The sequence below is a fragment of the Nostoc sp. genome, assembly GCF_036917775.1.
In the GTDB taxonomy this organism is placed as follows: Bacteria; Cyanobacteriota; Cyanobacteriia; order Cyanobacteriales; family Nostocaceae; genus Nostoc.
This window is the reverse complement of record NZ_JBALEQ010000083.1, coordinates 1-16064: the sequence shown is the minus strand read 5'-3', so window position 1 is coordinate 16064 and position 16064 is coordinate 1. Positions and strand designations below refer to the sequence as shown.

15 protein-coding genes are annotated in these 16064 nt (G+C 41.5%); 9 read left to right on the top strand and 6 right to left on the bottom strand.

What is annotated here, in order from left to right; translation table 11 throughout:
• Nucleotides 1-118: 118 nt before the first annotated feature.
• Complete coding sequence (locus tag V7K69_RS15360; RefSeq protein WP_190935476.1) at nucleotides 119-499, top strand: calcium-binding protein; 381 nt, start codon at nucleotides 119-121, stop codon at nucleotides 497-499.
• A 3-nt stretch (nucleotides 500-502) separates the two neighbouring features.
• On the opposite strand, the gene V7K69_RS15355 is transcribed toward V7K69_RS15360, so the two are convergent.
• The 3 genes from V7K69_RS15355 to folB all read right to left on the bottom strand — a co-directional run bounded on the left by V7K69_RS15355 (nucleotide 503) and on the right by folB (nucleotide 3801).
• Nucleotides 503-1063 carry a sugar O-acetyltransferase gene (locus tag V7K69_RS15355; RefSeq protein ID WP_335035762.1) on the bottom strand — a complete coding sequence of 187 codons (561 nt, stop codon included), beginning with the start codon at nucleotides 1061-1063 and terminating at the stop codon, nucleotides 503-505.
• Between the two features lie 177 nt (nucleotides 1064-1240).
• The gene (locus tag V7K69_RS15350) at nucleotides 1241-2524 is read right to left on the bottom strand and encodes a GGDEF domain-containing response regulator (protein ID WP_335035760.1); all 1284 of its coding nucleotides are present in this window, start codon (nucleotides 2522-2524) and stop codon (nucleotides 1241-1243) included.
• 908 nt (nucleotides 2525-3432) lie between these two features.
• A complete protein-coding gene (gene folB, locus V7K69_RS15345; RefSeq protein WP_012410320.1) occupies nucleotides 3433-3801 on the bottom strand; it encodes a dihydroneopterin aldolase in 369 nt (122 codons plus the stop codon).
• Between the two features lie 160 nt (nucleotides 3802-3961).
• Between folB and menD the strand changes: the two genes are divergently transcribed.
• A complete protein-coding gene (menD, locus tag V7K69_RS15340) occupies nucleotides 3962-5746 on the top strand; it encodes a 2-succinyl-5-enolpyruvyl-6-hydroxy-3-cyclohexene-1-carboxylic-acid synthase (RefSeq protein ID WP_335035756.1) in 1785 nt (594 codons plus the stop codon).
• 230 nt (nucleotides 5747-5976) lie between these two features.
• On the opposite strand, the gene V7K69_RS15335 is transcribed toward menD, so the two are convergent.
• Nucleotides 5977-6801, bottom strand: coding sequence for a DUF2887 domain-containing protein (locus tag V7K69_RS15335; RefSeq protein WP_335035754.1), 825 nt, complete (start codon nucleotides 6799-6801; stop codon nucleotides 5977-5979).
• Between the two features lie 139 nt (nucleotides 6802-6940).
• Here V7K69_RS15335 and menB point away from each other — a divergent pair, with 139 nt between their 5' ends.
• Nucleotides 6941-7774: a 1,4-dihydroxy-2-naphthoyl-CoA synthase gene (menB, locus tag V7K69_RS15330; RefSeq protein WP_174712449.1), complete on the top strand. Its 834-nt coding sequence runs from the start codon at nucleotides 6941-6943 to the stop codon at nucleotides 7772-7774.
• A 127-nt stretch (nucleotides 7775-7901) separates the two neighbouring features.
• Here menB and V7K69_RS15325 read toward each other — a convergent pair whose 3' ends face one another.
• Complete coding sequence (locus V7K69_RS15325) at nucleotides 7902-8219, bottom strand: hypothetical protein (RefSeq protein ID WP_163936222.1); 318 nt, start codon at nucleotides 8217-8219, stop codon at nucleotides 7902-7904.
• Between the two features lie 473 nt (nucleotides 8220-8692).
• Nucleotides 8693-9232, bottom strand: a complete 540-nt coding sequence (locus V7K69_RS15320; protein WP_335036091.1) for a DUF721 domain-containing protein — start codon at nucleotides 9230-9232, stop codon at nucleotides 8693-8695.
• 190 nt (nucleotides 9233-9422) lie between these two features.
• Between V7K69_RS15320 and V7K69_RS15315 the strand changes: the two genes are divergently transcribed.
• The 6 genes from V7K69_RS15315 (at nucleotide 9423) to V7K69_RS15290 (ending at nucleotide 15867) form a co-directional block, all read left to right on the top strand.
• Entirely contained in the window at nucleotides 9423-10778 is a 1356-nt protein-coding gene (locus V7K69_RS15315) for a hypothetical protein (protein ID WP_335035751.1), read from the top strand.
• 248 nt (nucleotides 10779-11026) lie between these two features.
• Entirely contained in the window at nucleotides 11027-11782 is a 756-nt protein-coding gene (locus V7K69_RS15310; RefSeq protein WP_335035748.1) for a PspA/IM30 family protein, read from the top strand.
• Nucleotides 11783-11944: 162 nt separating this feature from the next.
• Nucleotides 11945-12721 (top strand): PspA/IM30 family protein, encoded by a 777-nt coding sequence (locus V7K69_RS15305; protein WP_012410312.1) that lies wholly within the window; start codon nucleotides 11945-11947, stop codon nucleotides 12719-12721.
• 174 nt (nucleotides 12722-12895) lie between these two features.
• Nucleotides 12896-13231: a thioredoxin family protein gene (locus V7K69_RS15300; protein WP_012410311.1), complete on the top strand. Its 336-nt coding sequence runs from the start codon at nucleotides 12896-12898 to the stop codon at nucleotides 13229-13231.
• Between the two features lie 52 nt (nucleotides 13232-13283).
• Entirely contained in the window at nucleotides 13284-14495 is a 1212-nt protein-coding gene (locus V7K69_RS15295) for an LL-diaminopimelate aminotransferase (protein ID WP_335035743.1), read from the top strand.
• Between the two features lie 508 nt (nucleotides 14496-15003).
• Nucleotides 15004-15867: an NF038130 family PEP-CTERM protein gene (locus tag V7K69_RS15290; protein WP_335035740.1), complete on the top strand. Its 864-nt coding sequence runs from the start codon at nucleotides 15004-15006 to the stop codon at nucleotides 15865-15867.
• Nucleotides 15868-16064: the final 197 nt, after the last annotated feature.

Below are 16064 nucleotides of genomic sequence, written 5' to 3'. Positions count from 1 at the left end.
GGGGTTGAGGGATCTATTATCCGTAAGCCCTATATACTTAACTATCTTTTAGAAAAATTATTCTTAGCCAAGACTTTGGTAATATTATCAAAATGTTATACACGTAAAGCGTTATCTTATGCCTAATGTTGAAGCCGACGAAAACCGAGAGCATCGCATTAAAACAGAGATCATTGTAGATGCTGAAGACAAAGAAGACCGAGCTATGGGTTGGTACTACTACCTCGAAGAGACTCTGAATTTTCCCTTTATGGCTAAATGGACTAAGAAGGGACGCAAATCAGGCTCTACCGAGGAGAAACCAGTGGAAGTCCTGGGAATGGCCCCAGATGATGAGTGCTTAAAAGATATGCTTGTAGAGGTAGCTTACATTGGTGGTAAGGATGATGATGTATATTCTGCAAAGTTATCTGAAATAGCAGCCATTGATGCTGACAGCGAAACTCAAGAAGCGATCGCAGACTGGCTCTATTGGATTGCCAGAGGATACAAGTTTTAAACTCTAGGATAAATATCGAATGACGCGGCAGGGATTACCAGCAGCGACAACATTCTCAGGTATATCTTTGACAACTACACTGCCAGCACCAATGGTTGTGTTATCGCCAATCGTGACACCTGGACAAATAATTGCACTGCCACCAATCCAGACATTGTTACCAATGTTAATTGGGGCAGCTAATTCTCTACCAGAAAGGCGAATTTCTGGCTCTGTAGGATGATAAGCTGTATAAATTTGTACATAAGGAGCGCATAGGACATTTTCACCAATGTGAACTAGATTGCAGTCTAAAATTACACAGCCATAGTTCATATAAAATTTGTCGCCGACAAAGATATTACTACCATAGTCACAGTGAAATGGTGGCACAATTGATACTTTGTCACCTATCTTTCCAAATAACTCTTGCAAAATTTGCTGCCGTTGATCTTGCTGTTCTTCAGTTGTAGAATTGTACCTTCGCAACAGACGACTAGCTCGTTTATTTTCGGCAGCCAATTCTGGATCTTCCGCCAGATATAATTCGCCTGCGAGCATTTTTTGTTTTTCGGTTTTTTCCATGACATTTAGAATAGTTGTGAAAAAAATCAAAGGATTTTGATTTTAATGACAGCATAAAGAGTGATGGAAGAGCGTTAATATCAAAGTATGTAAATAAAAATGAACTAGGTTAAAACCCTTATACCTATTGCCTATTACCTTATTCCAACGACAACTATTTATGCCCACTTACTTTAATTAACTAAATATGGCATAAGTAGCTTTTCCCTGCCGTTTCGCTCGGTACATCGCAATATCAGCATCCCGTAGCAGAGTCGCAGGTTCCTCATAACTACTAAAATTCCAAGCAATACCAATACTTGCTGTAGTAGATAATTCACACCCATTCAGAAGCAGTGGCGATCGCAAGGATTCTTGAATCCGTTTGGCAACATTGGTAGCGTCGGTAATGTCTTTAATATCCTCTAAAAGAACTGTAAACTCATCACCACCAAATCGCGCTACAGTATCCCCACCACGTAAGCATGACTCTAAACGTCTAGCGATCGCTACTAAAAAATCATCCCCTATTCCATGTCCAAAGCGATCGTTAATATCTTTGAAACCATCTAAATCCAAAAATAAAACTGCAAAATAATAATCACTTCTGCGTTTGCTGCGCTCAATTGTTTGTCTGAGCCTGTCTAGAAATAAAACACGATTTGGTAATGCTGTCAGCCCATCATAAAAGGCATTACGGATCAGTTGTGCCTCTGTCTGCTTGCGTTTGGTGATATCTTGAAACACTAAAACTGCACCAGTAATATTACCATTGCGATCGCGGATGGGTGCAACTTTATCCCCAATCGCTATCTCTTTGCCATCTTTGGTAATTAGTATACAGTTTTCTGGGAAATCCAAAATTTCACCTGTTTTGATTACATCTGCGGCTAAATTTTCAATTTTTTCTCCTACATCTTTGTCAACTAACTTAATTACTTCTACTAAATCTTTACCAAACGCTTCACTTTCCTTCCAGCCTGTAATTAGTTCTGCTGTGGGATTCATCATTTGAATACAACCATTAGCATAAGTCACAATCACTGCACTGCTCATACTATTAATAATTGCTGCCAGTCTTTGTTTTTCTTCGTATAATATTTTTTTGCTTTGATGTTTGTATAGAGCCATTTCAATCGCAAAATGTAAATCACTTTCAATAAATGGTTTGACTATGTAACTAAAAGGCTCACTTAGCTGCTTATCATATAATGTTTTATATTCTGAATACTCTGTTAAATAGACTACAGGCACATGGAAGTGATTCTGGATGATGTCTGCTACGTTCACACCGTCAATTTCACCAGCTAGGCAGACATCAATTAATACTAAATGTGGATGAGTTTCCGCTACCTTTTTTATTGCTTCTTCACCAGACTTAGTAGTTTCTGATACGGAATAACCTAATTTTTGTAAACTTTTTCTAATATTTGAGGCTATGATTTTTTCATCCTCAACAACTAGGATTTTGCGGGCGAACATGGTAAAACAACCTGTTTGCTAGGGTTCAGATTTTTGCTGTCAGTGTCAACTCGATAGGAAAGTTATTATTTCATCATAAACAATCTTTTATGACTCTGTAGTATTGTTTGATATAAATACTTAACTAATGAGCAAATAGCATCGTGTTATTAACCTCCAATATTTTTTTGTTTGTCAAAGCTAATTGTGATTAATGTACGCGGTTAATATCATGTCATTAACATAAAAATGTAAATTACCATATAATTAGCAGTAATCAAAAACTTATTTTCAACAATATACAAGCAACCATTATCTTAAATAAAACAAACATTAAGTATAGTATTTATGTCAAAATTAATCAAGAATAAAAGTAAATAAAATTACATCTAGTACTTTCAAATAAGTTGAAAAAAATTAATATAGTATATTGGATGTAGTATGATAGTATTCATTAACTAGAATAGTACTAAAAATTAATCTTTATCTGGAATTAAAGACTTTAATAGAGCTTTGTCTAGAAATAGTGTTTGTCTCAGTCGGGATGCAAATTCTTGTCTGAAACTGTCTGATTAGCAATTCTGTAAGATTGCTCGGGATCAAGTATACGCGCCTTGTTTCACCAAGCAATCTTGCTTTTGTACTGTTTCACAAAGAATTGGTATAAAATTTTGAATTGTGAATGAATGAGTATAAATTAAAATTATTTATTGGTTTTAGTTAATCCTAAATCACAAATTGTTTTAACTGAAAATATGTATGTTAAATGCTCATCAGCAAATAACATGATTTTTTAGTGTTTTTTGATAACGAGTAAGTCCTGGGGGTAATGGCAGGAAAGATTCTCTTTGTGAGATACTTCCGCACTCCATAAAAACCCCCTGTTTTTGCTAGTTTATAGAAATTGACAAAAAAACACGTTTTGTGCTTTAGAGATTAGACTTACTTTTAGTAAGTTCAATGCTAATTTTGCCACCAAAATCTGGAATAGGTGCAGCAGGTTTGCTCAGAATGACTTGGACTTGTGTTACACGATCGCACTCTTGGAGAATAGAATCTGCGATCGTTGCTACCAATTTCTCCACCAAAGCAAACTTAGACGTTTTGATTAGATGTTGTATCAAGCTAATGACGCTGCGATAATCTAAAGTGTCTTCGATCGCGTCAGTCTTGGCGGCTGTGGAGATATCCAACCATAACCTCACATCCACCTCAAACCATTGCCCTAGCACCTGTTCTTCTGGTAGATATCCAGTGTAGCCATAGCCGCGAATTCCCGTTAAATGAATGCAGTCCATAAAAGTTTGATAGCAAATTGGGCATTTTGTAGAAAGTGGAGCAAGAAAGTATCGAGGATCGGCTTCCCTCCCTTGGACTTCTTTTCACCAAACTTTCCCAGATGGATTTTAAATTAAATTTCCCTAAACAAAATCTAAAATTTCAGATTGTTTTATAGCTATGTTTGATTTAATGCCGATCGCCTTTAGGAATGTTAATCAACTTTGGGCTTACATTTTAACAGAGACTCTAAAGCGGTTGGGATTGACTTGTGCCATCATTTGTCCTGGCTCACGCTCCACACCCTTAGCAATAGCCTTTGCTCAACAAGCACCTGAGATTGAAGCAATTTCTATTCTCGATGAACGTTCCGCCGCCTTTTTCGCTTTGGGACAAGCGAAAGCAACCGGACTACCTGTGGTATTAGTTTGCACATCTGGTACAGCAGGAGCAAATTTTTATCCAGCAGTCATTGAAGCCTCATATAGTCGCGTCCCACTGTTGGTATTAACCACCGATAGGCCCCCAGAATTGCGAGATTGTCACTCTGGCCAAACTGTAGATCAGTTGAGATTATATGGAACCTACCCAAATTGGCAAACGGAGTTAGCCTTACCCTCCGCCGATCTGGGAATGCTAGCTTATCTGCGACAAACAGTAATTCATAGCTGGGAAAGAGCGCAAACTCCTACAAAGGGGCCAGTACATTTGAATATTCCCTTTCGCGATCCTTTAGCGCCTGTTCCTGATGGAACCGACTTGAGTTATTTGCAATCACTGTTTGAATCAGAAGACTTCTTTGCAGAAATAGCAAACTCATCTCCCATTCCCCATTACCCCTTATCCCCAGAGGGGGCCCCACCATCCCCATTCCCCATTCCCCAACTATGGAAAGAATGCGATCGCGGCATTATCATTGCAGGTGTTGCCCAACCATCGCAACCAGAAGAGTATTGTAAAGCGATCGCGCACCTTTCCCAAACTCTCAAATGGCCAGTGCTAGCTGAGGGACTCTCCCCAGTGAGAAATTATGCCGAACTCAACCCTTATTTGATTTCCACTTATGACCTGATTTTGCGAAATCAGCAACTAGCAAAGCAGCTAGCACCCGAAATGGTGATTCAGGTGGGTGAAATGCCTACGAGTAAAGAACTGCGTACTTGGATAGATGCAACCCAACCCCGACGCTGGGTAATTGACAAGAGCGATCAAAACCTCGACCCTTTGCACGGGAGGACAACGCATTTACGGATATCTGTAGAAGATATAAAAGTAGAGGAGATAAATTTATCTTTCTCTTCAGACTATGGAAAGCAATGGTGTGATGCGGAAGCGAAGGTCAGATTAGTTGTTGATCAGACGATGGGGAAAATAGATGAAATCATTGAGAGTAAAGCAGCGTGGTTAATTTCTCAGATTTTACCGCCAGGAACGTCTTTATTTATTGCCAATAGTATGCCTGTGCGGGATGTAGAATATTTCTGGAAACCGAATAATTTAGGAGTGCGATCGCACTTTAACCGGGGTGCAAATGGTATAGATGGTACATTATCCACCGCTTTAGGAATTGCCCATCGCCAGCAAAGTAGTGTGATGTTAACAGGAGATTTAGCTCTGTTGCATGACACAAATGGTTTTTTAATCCGCAATAAGTTTGTTGGGCATCTCACAATTGTGTTAATCAATAACAATGGCGGTGGTATTTTTGAAATGTTACCCATTGCCAAGTTTGACCCACCATTTGAAGAGTTTTTTGGTACTCCCCAGGATATTGATTTTGCACAGTTGTGTGCTACTTATAATGTGCAGCATGAATTGATTAATTCTTGGGAGCAGTTGCAGGAAAGATTAAACCCACTTCCAACCAAGGGAATTCGGGTTTTGGAGGTGCGGACAAATCGTAAATCAGATGCTAAGTGGCGACAGCATAATTTGAGTAGGTTTGCCGCAGATATTGCAATTTAACTACGCCAAAGCTAACGCTTACAACGTTCCTCAGCAATTTCATTTCACCAAATAGTCGTTTTAACAGCCGGAGAAGGAGCGATCGCACTTTTTCTTCCACCGCTTCTGATATACCCGCGTGTCTGCAAATGCTTCTTCACTTCGGGAAACTTTATTTGCAGCCATGATTATTTGACGAAGTGCGTAGGCGTAGCCCACCGCAGGTATCGTCCTTTTCCCCTACGTGAAACTTACCCGCTTTGTTGACTTTGTAACCACCCTTCCAAATCAGCAAGAGTAGAGAAATCCAACAAAGCGTCACCTAAAGCTTCTAACTGTTCTAGCGACAACACCTGAATCTGGCGCTGAAGCGACTCAGGAAATTCACCCACCCGTCGGTTTAATAGTCTTAAGATGATCGTTCTTTCTCCTTCTTCCTTCGCTTCCCGAATCGCCCGTGGTTCTTCCAGATTTAGTCCTAACATTGCTGCAATCTCCTCTCGACTTAGGTTAGAAAACTTGTAGAAAATAATCGTCGTCACTAAATCAATTATCGCTTGCTCCGACTGTTGCCGTGCTTGTTCCAGCAAAAACCGCGCCCCTTCCACTGCTTCGGTTTCCGAAGTAACATTTGTCAGCAACATCAAACCCAATCCCAAAGGTTGTTGTCGTAAATCTCCCAACTCATCCAGATAAACCCGCCTGACTTGACCACTTTCCAACAAAGCGCGGTGAATGGAAGAGGAAGAAGGTTCCAGACTGCGAGAGCCAAAAATTATGACTCCAAACCAGTCATCGTAACGAATAGAGTGGCGGTAGAGAAACAAAAACAATTCGCTAAAGAAGCGGTGATATAAGTCTTCGTCCTTCTGAAACTGCACTTCTGCAAAAAAGACGGTTTTGGAAACTGCATCAGCCGGAGGTAAAAACACTCCATCAATCCGAAACGCCGTTTCTTTCACTTCAACTGATTCAAACTGGTAGTTCTCCGCTTCTGGAGGTGGTTCATCTACTAATTCAAATAGCAAACTGGGAAATTGCTTAAATAATTTATAGAAGATGGTGTCACGTCGCATTTTTATTCCTCAACACCCAGACAATTACCAGATTGTAAAGGCTTGAGACAACAATTTAGTGTAGGCGTAGCCCACCATAGGTATCGGATGTCCCTACGTCCGCGATAAAATTCTCAAGCACAACAGTCCACTTCATACAATGCAAATTAACTGGGAAACTGCCAAAACCTACGAAGATATCCTGTATCAAAAAACTGATGGCATTGCAAAAATCACCATCAACCGTCCCCATAAACGCAACGCTTTCCGTCCTGAAACAGTCTTTGAACTGTATGACGCTTTCTGTAATGCTCGTGAAGATACTACCATTGGTGTTGTTCTATTTACTGGTTATGGCCCACACACTGATGGCAAATATGCTTTCTGTTCTGGTGGCGACCAAAGTGTGCGGGGACACGCAGGTTATGTGGATGATACTGGTATTCCTCGCTTGAATGTGCTGGACTTACAACGCCTGATTCGTTCGATGCCGAAAGTGGTGATTGCTTTAGTCGCTGGATATGCGATCGGTGGTGGACACGTTCTACACTTAATTTGTGACCTTACCATTGCTGCCGATAACGCCATTTTCGGACAGACAGGCCCGAAAGTCGGCAGTTTCGACGGTGGTTTTGGAGCCAGCTATCTCGCCCGCATCGTGGGGCAAAAAAAAGCTAGAGAAATTTGGTTTCTTTGCCGCCAATATGATGCCCAACAAGCTCTAGAAATGGGTTTAATTAATTGCGTCGTCCCAGTAGAACAACTAGAAGCGGAAGGTATTCAATGGGCGCAGGAGATTTTAGAAAAAAGTCCGATCGCAATTCGATGTCTCAAAGCTGCCTTCAATGCTGATTGTGACGGACAAGCTGGTTTACAAGAACTTGCTGGCAATGCCACCTTACTCTATTACATGACAGAAGAAGGGTCTGAAGGCAAACAAGCTTTTCTCGAAAAGCGTCCACCAGATTTTCGCTCTTTTCCTTGGCTACCTTAGAATTGCAAAAATCGCACCCTGATTGAGGTGCGATTTTTTATAGATGTCAAAATTTACAACACTAAATATCTTAAAAACAAATCTTATCTTAAGCAAACTACAAAATTGGTTCAGTAATAATGGATAGCTAAATAAATACTGCTTCAGTCTTGGCCTCTTCAGAATATATGGAGGCAGTTATTTCTTCTACAGGAGCAGGAGCAGCATGATCTAAATCTGAAGCCGGGGAATGAGAACAAGCTAAAACTGGTCTTGCATCTGGCAAAGTCCAAGCATCTTCCAAGGTTTCCCAAGAAGGTGCAAAAGGTGGGAGGGCCAAAGAGCAAGCCTTCCAAGTTGCTTGAACTGGCGCTCCCAACTGCTGGCACGTTCCACCACGGCGACCTTCTGGCTGGTAATGACGGCAATATTTACAGGCAGATGCTAAAAATTTAATAGGTTTCATTCGGATTCATCTTTAGTGCAGTTTTCGGCTGAATTTCATCTTTATATTTTGCTTCTATATATAAAGACGGAGAAAAGCCAAAAAACCATTATTTTCTATAGCTTTCAGCGATCCCGACGAAAAAATAAACTTTAGGATATTTTTATAATCTTGTTATATTTTTAAATAATCTAGAGAGTGATTACCTATTGATTTTGGCTAAAACTTATTAGGGATCAAGAATAAAACTAAAGCTTTTGATTTATTTAACCTTTTAACTTCCTCCTTAAGGATGCCTTAAGACATATAATTTTCAGATAAATAGTCTGGTTTGTATACCACGTTTGGTATATTTTAGCTGTAAAATATCTTTTTTCTCAAGAATTAGAACGAACTTATCTAGATGGCGGCAGCAAATTACTTTTAGATAAATCCTGCTCAAGCAATAATCGCTGAAATATTTTGCGTTCAATCCAAGTCAAGACTGACTTACTTTAAAATTTTTTAGCAGCACAGACAGAACAGACTGCCCAGCGCTGGAGTTCGCCGGGTGGGGTGGGAGATTCACATTGAGGACAAAGGGGTAAGCCATGCGATCGCGATCGCATAATCTTCGTCCAATGCCCAAAAGCAGCATTTACATCCTTGGTGGGTGTAATATCAGGGCGGCTAATCTCATCACCAAGGTAACTGGGATGCTCGTGGGGTGAAACCGTTTGTTGCTGTTTTCTCTCCACAGATGGATTCTGCCAGCTAGCAGTAGAGAAGCGAATATCAACCAAAGGCGTTGGCAGTATTTTATTCAACTTTAAAAGCAGAGACGTGCGACCAAAAGTCAGGTTTTGCGCCCAAGCAGCACTAGAAGTTGCTACCGACAAAACATCGCGTTGAATCGACAATGGTCGAGTATTTGCGGCAACCACTGGCCCAACAACACTTGCCCAACACTTGAGCAAGTGTTGAAATGGTTGCTCCTGCCATTTAGATTGCTTTTCCAGAACGCTCAAAATATCATTAATTGATTTCAACGACATCATTCAAATTGGGGAGTAGGGATTGGGGAGTGGGGAAATGGGGGAGATGAGGGAGATGGGGGAGAAAGAATAACTAATGCCCAATGCCCCATGCCCAATTCCCAATCTATCTATTTAAATAATTTTCGCTAATATTGTCAGAAATATATCTATAGTTATTCCAGAAATCTACGTTTGAGGCACACAGGCAATGACTCAAAACCCCCTGAACGATTCCGGTACTCAATCGTCTAAAACACCTGGGTTGAAACCAGCACTAACAGCAGCACTAGCAAGTTTAGAAGTACCGCTAGATCAAGAGTTAGCTCGATACCGACGCACGCGAAATGGTTTAGTGTCATCAAACCAACGGCGTGTTGCAAGCTACATGAGCAGTCAAACCCAGTCTTTGACTGTCATTCCTACAACATTAGGAACAACTCAGTCATCAGTAACGGAAATTAAAACTAACGTGCCGCCGGCTGTACCTGTGAATCATCAGGGAACCCCAGCGCCAGCTACAGAAATTGACGTACCACCAGCATCTTCTGTAGTTGTGAATCCTGAGGTGAACCGAGCGCCAGTTACGGTAAATACCGAAGAACCAAATAATCTCAATGTATCCTCTACCCAAGATTCTGCTAAAACACAAACTCAACTTCCACCGCCACCGCCCAATTTTAGTAGCAGCATCGTGCCAGCAATTGTTAAAGATACTAAGAGCGAAAATCTTTTGCAGACAGATAATACCCCTAAGCACCCAGATGACTACTTAGAATCTAGTGAAGCACTACTGCGAAGTCTGACAGAAGAACAACCAGAACCCCAAAAACCAAGCAATTCTAGTGACAGTCTACTATCACCTTTAGGTATCGGCTCAATGTTGTTGCTATTGTTAGCAAGTCTTACCTTGGGTTATGTAGTATTCAATCCCAAAGGCTTGCCTCAATGGAATTTAGGCAAGTTGTTTAACGGAAACTCATCTCCCGCACCAGGAAATACTGAAGAAGTTGGGAGTAATGTCCAACCTCCGATCCAGCCACCAAGCACATCATCTATGTATCCCAATCTTGCGGCCCAAGAGTTTCCTGATGTGAGAGATCCTAATGATCTAGTTGGTTTACAACCTAAAGTCCAACCAACCGCCGCAGTAGTACCTAATCCAGGCGTTCCCCAAAACCGCGTAAATCCTCAAGCACCATTGTCTGGCCCCAATACAGCCCTAAAACCGACAAATCCGATCGCTTTAGCGCCAGTACCAACTGTACAATCCTTACCTCCCCTAAATTTACCTCCCATTTCAACGGCAAAAACCTCGCCCCAGCCAATAGCAGCCTCACCAAAGCCTAATGCAGAAATCAAACCAGGAACAGATGGGTTTTACCATGTCGTGATAGATAATAAAGGTGCAGCTTTTGCTTCAGCACGGCAAGTAATTCCTGATGCTTATTTATCACCCAACAAAGAATTAATTTATCTTGGTGCTTTTAAGACTAAAGAGCAAGTACAAAAACAGATGCAATTATTACAGACAAAGGGAATTAAGGCACGAGTTCAGCAACCATAAGTTGCAAAAATCTACGATACCATGAGATAACAGTCCTGACTTATGAGTGCTGTTAGCGGATAGCTAAGGTTTAGCCCGTGCTGAGTAGTAAATACAAAATCTGACTTGTTTACGACACTATGAAAATTTTTTATACTCAGTTAAATTACTGAGTCTTCAGCACTCCATAACTACCCGACTACAAAATTTTTATACTCATTACTCAGCACTCATTACTCAGCATTGAGTTTCGTGAATGGAGAGCCGACATGGAATTAATCAAGCGTATTCTGCGGGTGATTCGCGCTAATCTCAATAGTTTGATCGGTGGTGCAGAAGATCCAGAAAAGATTCTAGAGCAAACTGTCCTAGAGATGCAGGAAAATCTGGTGCAGTTGCGTTCGGGTGTAGCACAAGCGATCGCTACTCAAAAACGCACTCAACGACAGGCGGCGGCTGCTAACTCTCAAACAGAAGAATGGTATCGCCGCGCCCAATTAGCCTTACAACAAGGCAATGAACCTCTAGCACGGGAAGCTTTGACTAAGCGCCAAGCTTATAAAGAAACCAGTACAGCCCTCTTTTCTCAGCTAGAGCAGCAAAACGATATAGTCGCTAGGCTAAAAAAGGATATGCGATCGCTAGAGTTAAAAATTTCCGAGGCGAAAACAAAAAAAGATATGTATATTGCTCGCGCCCGTTCTGCTGAAGCATCTTCTCGCCTTCAGGAAATGCTTGGAGGAGTTTCTGCTACCAGCAGTCTGAGCGCCTTTGAGCGTATGGAAGAAAAAGTTTTGCAAATAGAAGCTAAATCAGAAGCAATTGCCGAACTCGGTAGCGACGATTTGGAAACACAATTTACTTCCTTGGAATCTACTAATAATGTGGATGCCGAATTAGCAGCGATGAAGGTACAGGTTTTAAATCAGGCAGAAAACACACAGCACAACAGTTTGCTTACCGAGGAGAAGCAGAACGCGGCACAGCCTCCCCAACAGCAGTTACCCAAAACTCAAGACTCTTGAAGTTGGTCTAATTACCCCACTTTGGAGATATCTTAACAATTAAGAGTTGTTATAACGTACTGATTCCAACCGGAAAGATTACATTGAAATAGGTAGCTATTAAAAAGTAAAAAAGCTAACTGTCCAGCAAAAAGCGTAAACCAAACAAGGAAAAACAAAGTTATGGGATTATTCGATCGCATTAAGCGCGTAGTTAGTTCTAACCTCAACGACCTGGTTAACAAAGCCGAAGACCCCGAAAAAATGCTAGAACAAGCCATCCTGGAAATGCAGGAAGACTTGGTGCAGCTGCGTCAGGGAGTAGCCCAAGCGATCGCCGCCCAAAAACGCAGTGAGAAACAGTACAATGATGCCCAAAATGAAATCAATAAGTGGCAACGCAATGCCCAACTAGCACTGCAAAAAGGTGATGAGAATTTAGCACGACAAGCTCTAGAGCGCAAAAAAACTTATACTGACACCAGCGCCGCCCTCAAAGCTAGTTTAGATACCCAAAGCACTCAAGTTGAAACCCTCAAGCGCAACTTAATCCAACTGGAAAGCAAAATTTCTGAAGCTAAAACCAAGAAAGAAATGCTCAAAGCTCGGATCACAACTGCCAAAGCTCAAGAGCAACTCCAAGGCATGGTGCGTGGCATGAATACCAGCAGTGCAATGTCTGCCTTCGAGCGGATGGAAGAAAAAGTCTTGATGCAAGAATCCCGGGCCCAGGCACTAGGAGAGTTAGCAGGTGCAGATTTAGAAACCCAATTTGCCCAGTTGGAAGGTGGTAGCGATGTTGATGATGAATTGGCAGCTTTGAAAGCGCAAATGCTACCACCCGCTACTCCAGTAACTCAAGCACAACTTCCACCCCAACAAGAAACCACTCCTGCTAAGTCAAATGAAGTGGTTGATGCCGAGTTGGATTCCCTACGCAAGCAATTGGATCAACTATAAAATTGCCAGAAAACTTGTTTGAGCTAGTCCCACGCCTGTTGGTTGTGGGATTTTATATCATTAGTCAATAGTTAACAGTCAAAATAACTATGAATTATTGACTATGGACTATTGACTACTTTGGGATAAAGTATTGTGTGTGCCAACTTTGATCGCCACCGGATGGAGACTGTAATGAGTAAGGCTGTAATCACCATAACTGATGCTGAGTTTGAAACAGAAGTGTTAAAAGCTGAACAGCCTGTATTAGTTTACTTTTGGGCTTCCTGGTGTGGGCCTTGTCAATTGATGTCGCCCATGATTAACTCAGCTGCTAGCAAATACAGCGATCGCCTCAAAGTCGTGAAAATGGAAATTGACCCCAACCCACTCACTGTTAAACAGTACCAAGTGGAAGGTGTTCCGGCTCTGAGACTATTTCAGGGACAAGAAGTTTTAATTTCGACTGAGGGAGTCATCGGTAAAGATAAGTTACTCGAACTCTTAGATACGCACTTAAATAGTAATTAGTCAATAGTTCATAGTCCATAACTAATAACTAATGACCAATGACAATTGACTAATGACTAATATGCAATTTGCAAAGCGTTTACAACCCCTGCAATCTAATGTATTTGCTGATATGGACAGAGCCAAGGCAATCGCTTTGGCCGCTGGACAAGAAGTAATTGATTTGTCGTTGGGGTCTTCTGATTTACCAGTCGAGGCACACGTCATTGAGGCGATCGCCCAATCTCTCCACGATCGCAGTACCCACGGCTATCTTTTATTTAACGGCACCTTTGGGTTTCGTGAAGCCGCAGCCAACTGGTACGAACAAAAATTTGGCATCAAAGTAGATCCCCAAACTGAGGTACTACCTCTGATTGGTTCTCAAGAGGGTACAGCCCATTTACCCCTAGCATTGCTCAATCCAGGGGATTTTGCCCTGTTGCTCGATCCAGGTTATCCCTCTCATGCTGGGGGAGTCCACCTAGCCAGTGGTCAAATCTATCCGATGCCATTACGGGCAGAAAACGCTTTTTTACCAGTGTTTGCGGATATTCCCGCTCCAGTTTTGGCCCAGTCGCGGATGATGGTATTAAGTTATCCTCACAATCCCACCTCAGCGATCGCTCCTTTATCTTTCTTCCAAGAAGCTGTTGCTTTCTGTCAACAACACAATCTCGCCCTGGTTCACGATTTCCCCTACGTAGATTTAGTATTTCAGGAAACTGGGGAGTGGGCAGATTCTTCTCCCAATTCAAAATCCTTAGTCCCTTCAATTCTGCAAGCTGATCCAGAGAAAAGCGTCTCGATTGAATTTTTCACCCTTTCCAAGTCCTACAATATGGGCGGCTTCCGCATTGGCTACGCCATTGGTAATGCCGAGTTAATTAACGCCTTACGCCAGGTAAAAGCTGCCGTTGATTTTAATCAATATCGGGGAATTTTAAATGGTGCGATCGCAGCCCTAACTGGCCCTCAAGCTGGGGTAAAATCTGCTGTTGCTATCTTCCAGCAACGCCGTGATGCCTTCATCACTGCTTTACATTCCATTGGCTGGAATGTTCCTACTCCCAAAGCCACAATGTACATCTGGGCAAAATTACCCTCAACTTGGAGTCAAAACTCCATAGAATTTTGTACCCAGCTAGTTAAACAAACTGGTGTAGCTGCTTCGCCTGGTGCTGGCTTTGGCAAATCTGGGGAAGGGTATGTCCGTTTTGCCTTAGTACATGAACCACATTTATTAGAAACTGCTGTGGAAAGAATTGGCAAATTCCTTTATTAAATTTCTTCTCAAGCTGAACGCCAAAGATTTTTGGCGGCAAAGTCTATCGATAGAAGACGCAGCAAAGAGGCATAGTCGTGCCCCCCTATAAATCACGGTTCAGTTAAGAAATTTATCCGTTGAAGCAGGCAGGGGATGCAGGGGGGAGAGAAAAAAGCTTATCTGAACCGTATTGCCCTATGAGTAACCGTATTCTACTGAATTTCAAATATTTTTATCTGTAATTTTTAATGTTAGTAATATTTAGAAGCCTAAGTAATTAAACGTATAAAAATCTAGAAATATTCTTCATATTTTTATTGATAATCCGAAGTAACTTTACCCAATCAGGTCTTCCCGTCTCTTAAAGTGGGTTTGTACGTTCAGCTACCAAAGATGGCTAACAATGCAGGTGGCGTTTTCAAGCTGCTGTATTGCCAAAAGCCTGTAGTTAAGACAGCCAAAACCCATAAACGGCAATAGTTTAAAACTTAATTTCCAAACTGACAGAGACTTGAAAACAATGAAAATGACTTTTCAGAAACTTGTAATTGGCGCTTCAATGGCTATTGGTGTGAGCGCGATCGCTACTGTACCAGCACAGGCTGGAACCATTACCGGCGTTACTATAGGTGGAACAGCAGCCAGTGATTATTACGTCTATGATTCCGATGCTACAAATACCTTCAAAGTAGAGAATACCAGTGAAAATGTAAAAAAAGCTCTAAGTGGTAACGCCGCCAGCCCGACTGGAAATGTGGAGCTACGAGCTAGCAGTGAATTACAGGGTTTTGATTTCACCAAAAACACCAGCTTGACAGGTACAATCGGCGGAAAAACATTGACTCTAAGCAGCCTTACTTCTGATGACTGGTTTGGAGTTGGCAAAACAACTACGAGCTATGGGGCAAGTAATTTAGCTAACACCTGGTTTAACGACGTTGTAAACACTTATAGTAGTCTATTCCCTACGTCCACCCTTGGTAAAAAGGTTGTGTTTGACAATTTTCTTACAGCTCACGGATTTGAACGCTTTAGTGACCCTAATATTTCCTATGTCAATCAAGATGATACTAGTGGTTTAATTAGTATTGGTTTAGCAGGTCACTTTAATGCCGCAACCCTTTTGGGACTGTCGTCTAGCCTAAATGTACAAGCAAGTGAAATCGTCAAATACACTTATGACGGCAAGACTGACTACTTATATAGCTTTAAAGCTACCAACTCTGGTTTACTTGAAAAAAGTGATGGCATATCCCATAGCGGTAATTATGAAGTCACCATCAAGGGTGTACCTCCCGCAGCAGTCCCAGAACCATCAGTGATGCTTGGTCTGTTGGGAGTGGCTGGTGTCTTTGCTACACAACGCAAATTGAAAAAAGCATCAATTTAAGAAGATTGCAAGTTCAAAATTACAAATAAAAAAAGGAGCTATTAGCTCCCTTTTTTATGAATACTTTCTTCCAGCGATCAGATAATTTGATTTTCTAAGTTATTAGGACTTACGCATTGACAAAATAACAAAATAGTGGATTCATAAATAAGGGTCGTTACTTGACAGGTATCAGACAATTAGAGAAATTACTAAAC

What these genes read in the sequence shown, in the direction of transcription:
- V7K69_RS15295 (WP_335035743.1), top strand. Translation starts at nt 13,284, where the DNA reads ATGACTAATATGCAATTTGCAAAGCGTTTACAACCCCTGCAATCTAAT.
- menD (WP_335035756.1), top strand. Translation starts at nt 3,962, where the DNA reads ATGTTTGATTTAATGCCGATCGCCTTTAGGAATGTTAATCAACTTTGG.
- folB (WP_012410320.1), bottom strand. Translation starts at nt 3,801, where the DNA reads ATGGACTGCATTCATTTAACGGGAATTCGCGGCTATGGCTACACTGGA.
- V7K69_RS15305 (WP_012410312.1), top strand. Translation starts at nt 11,945, where the DNA reads ATGGGATTATTCGATCGCATTAAGCGCGTAGTTAGTTCTAACCTCAAC.
- V7K69_RS15360 (WP_190935476.1), top strand. Translation starts at nt 119, where the DNA reads ATGCCTAATGTTGAAGCCGACGAAAACCGAGAGCATCGCATTAAAACA.
- V7K69_RS15325 (WP_163936222.1), bottom strand. Translation starts at nt 8,219, where the DNA reads ATGAAACCTATTAAATTTTTAGCATCTGCCTGTAAATATTGCCGTCAT.
- V7K69_RS15315 (WP_335035751.1), top strand. Translation starts at nt 9,423, where the DNA reads ATGACTCAAAACCCCCTGAACGATTCCGGTACTCAATCGTCTAAAACA.
- V7K69_RS15310 (WP_335035748.1), top strand. Translation starts at nt 11,027, where the DNA reads ATGGAATTAATCAAGCGTATTCTGCGGGTGATTCGCGCTAATCTCAAT.
- V7K69_RS15300 (WP_012410311.1), top strand. Translation starts at nt 12,896, where the DNA reads ATGAGTAAGGCTGTAATCACCATAACTGATGCTGAGTTTGAAACAGAA.
- V7K69_RS15350 (WP_335035760.1), bottom strand. Translation starts at nt 2,524, where the DNA reads ATGTTCGCCCGCAAAATCCTAGTTGTTGAGGATGAAAAAATCATAGCC.
- V7K69_RS15335 (WP_335035754.1), bottom strand. Translation starts at nt 6,801, where the DNA reads ATGCGACGTGACACCATCTTCTATAAATTATTTAAGCAATTTCCCAGT.
- V7K69_RS15290 (WP_335035740.1), top strand. Translation starts at nt 15,004, where the DNA reads ATGACTTTTCAGAAACTTGTAATTGGCGCTTCAATGGCTATTGGTGTG.
- V7K69_RS15355 (WP_335035762.1), bottom strand. Translation starts at nt 1,063, where the DNA reads ATGGAAAAAACCGAAAAACAAAAAATGCTCGCAGGCGAATTATATCTG.
- menB (WP_174712449.1), top strand. Translation starts at nt 6,941, where the DNA reads ATGCAAATTAACTGGGAAACTGCCAAAACCTACGAAGATATCCTGTAT.
- V7K69_RS15320 (WP_335036091.1), bottom strand. Translation starts at nt 9,232, where the DNA reads ATGTCGTTGAAATCAATTAATGATATTTTGAGCGTTCTGGAAAAGCAA.